Origin of the sequence: Succinivibrio sp. (assembly GCF_045124615.1) — a bacterium.
GTDB classification, from domain to species: domain Bacteria; phylum Pseudomonadota; class Gammaproteobacteria; order Enterobacterales; family Succinivibrionaceae; genus Succinivibrio; species Succinivibrio faecicola.
This window is the reverse complement of sequence record NZ_JBGVMC010000243.1, coordinates 1-2,089: the sequence shown is the minus strand read 5'-3', so window position 1 is coordinate 2,089 and position 2,089 is coordinate 1. Positions and strand designations below refer to the sequence as shown.

Genomic DNA, 2,089 nt, shown 5'->3' with positions numbered 1-2,089 from the left:
TGGTATCACCTCCGGACTGCATTGTGATATTACCACTTGCAGTTATATTGGCATTTGTTGTATTGATGTTGACTTCCTGAGGTGTGGTGATGTAAACCTTTGTCCTATCAGCATGAATATGAGTGCCTTCTATAACAACATGCAGTTCATGTGTAGCACGGTTATATGTAACAGTGGTTCCGTCTTTAAATTTAACTTTGCGTTCATCCTGATTAGCTGTAGGTCTTGCTACTTCAGGGGCATAAAAGGAACCTAAAACAAAGCCATCCTCAATTCCACCTGGTAAGAAAACACATAAAACATCTTCTCCAACATCAGGCATATGGAAGTCAGAATTATCTTTGGTATTAGGACATATCACTGGAAGCTCATGACTTACATCATCATCTTCAGGAAAAGCAACTCTAACCATGTGTTTTGAAGGCACTGTTTCAGTTACTTCTCCAACTCTGATAATATTCATCAGGAAGGTGCGGATCTGTTCACTAATCATTAGAAAAAGACCTATAATTGAAAGAAAAGGAGTAAAAACATGATTGATAAGTACAACCATTACAAGAATTGCGCTGAAGGCTGTGAAGTTCTTTCTTCTGAAGAAAAGAAATCTTTAAGTGTTCAGTTCATGCTTCTGCTCATCAGTATGTTTCAGATAATTAAATCTCTATGTGAACCGGAGATATTTGCTTTTTCTGTAGTTATTGCAGCAATTATCTGTTTTATTCTGATCTAGTAAATGTTATTCACTCTTCTTACATCAATTGAAGTTACATAACCACTGCTATTCATTGTATGAGTAGCTTTTTCTATAATGAAATTTCCATCAAAAGAGCCAAAACCAAGCAGCTTGATTACGGAACCTGCACACATAAGCGGATCACCTATCATTGAAAGAGAACCGGTTAACTGTCTTGCATTGAGCTGTCTTAATTTTGCTTTGGCCAGACGTTCTGCTTCAGCAAGTGATGTGCACCGTCTTTTTAAAACATAAACCTGACCGCTATCATCAACATCCGGATCATCATAGGTGTAATCAATGTATTCAGCTTTTGTTGCTGTACTGCCCTTTTTAGGCTTTGCTCCTTTGTTTGGAGTAGAACCATTGATGTATGAATCTAAGATTGCCTGCCTATCATCAACAGATTTTGATGATTTATTACCAGATGCAGACTTTTTAGAAACGTTTCTCCATCTTACAGTGCAGGACTTATAACGCTCTGACTGCTGAGCTTCAAAAGACCAGGATAAGATATGAGAAGCATTTTCTTTTAACAGCTTTATTGGTTCCTGCCTTTCGTATTTAGTCTGGTCAAAAACAATCAGAGTCTCTGCAGAAACCTTAACTGTAAAACCTGCTTCTTCACATAATTTCTTCAGAAAATCTAAATCAGAAACGCGCTCCTGATCGACTTTGTCATAATGAGGATCGCTTTCACAATCCCACATAAATTCAAGCTCATTATCAGAGGCTATCTGTTTGGCAATCTCTTTCAGAGTTGTATTCTCATACTTTCTTGTTTTTACTGTTCTTCTTACAGTGCCATTAAGAGGAATTGATACTGCAGAAAAACTGAATACTCTAGGACGTCCTGAAACAGATAATCTGTCAATTATCATGTTCTTTGTTTCGATCACGCCCCTTGCCTCAGTAATAAAGGTAACTTTGACCTTATCACCGCGTGTTGGTGTCCAGGTTCCTGCCCATTTACCAACTTCATCTTTTAAAGTGATATTGACCTCATCAGCTTCATCATCAATATGATCGGTATATTCACACTGCAGGAGATCTGCAGATACTTCAGTTGAAATATCTGTTTCATTCCCTGCAGTCATATACTGGATTGATAAAAGAGTTTTAAGAGGTGTAGTTCTGATGCCTATCTCTTCCATGGTGGTAGCTTCTCTTTATAAGAATCAGTTGAAACTTCAATCTCAGGCAATGTAAGCACTATTCCTGAAGGGAAAATCACATACTCACGATATTTGAAATTCAGATTCATAAGTGCTGTGAGGTGCTTTTCATCTCCTAAGACTTTATAGGCGATACCATCCCAGGTATCACCCTGAACTGTTGTATAAGTTTTACTCATAG

At 37.7% G+C, this 2,089-nt stretch carries 4 protein-coding genes; 1 reads left to right on the top strand and 3 read right to left on the bottom strand.

Features of this window, described 5'->3' with window-relative positions:
• Positions 1–493: phage baseplate assembly protein V (locus ACJML3_RS06390; protein WP_406021634.1), on the bottom strand; the 493-nt coding region annotated here is incomplete at its 3' end.
• 39 nt (positions 494–532) lie between these two features.
• Between ACJML3_RS06390 and ACJML3_RS06385 the strand changes: the two genes are divergently transcribed.
• Positions 533–730: a hypothetical protein gene (locus ACJML3_RS06385; RefSeq protein ID WP_406021632.1), complete on the top strand. Its 198-nt coding sequence runs from the start codon at positions 533–535 to the stop codon at positions 728–730.
• On the opposite strand, the gene ACJML3_RS06380 is transcribed toward ACJML3_RS06385, so the two are convergent.
• Both ACJML3_RS06380 and ACJML3_RS06375 read right to left on the bottom strand, forming a co-directional pair.
• Positions 727–1,887, bottom strand: coding sequence for a phage late control D family protein (locus ACJML3_RS06380; RefSeq protein ID WP_406021630.1), 1,161 nt, complete (start codon positions 1,885–1,887; stop codon positions 727–729). The genes ACJML3_RS06385 and ACJML3_RS06380 overlap by 4 nt on opposite strands.
• The coding region (locus ACJML3_RS06375; protein WP_406021628.1) for a tail protein X at positions 1,875–2,089 on the bottom strand (215 nt) is incomplete at its 5' end. The genes ACJML3_RS06375 and ACJML3_RS06380, both read right to left, overlap by 13 nt.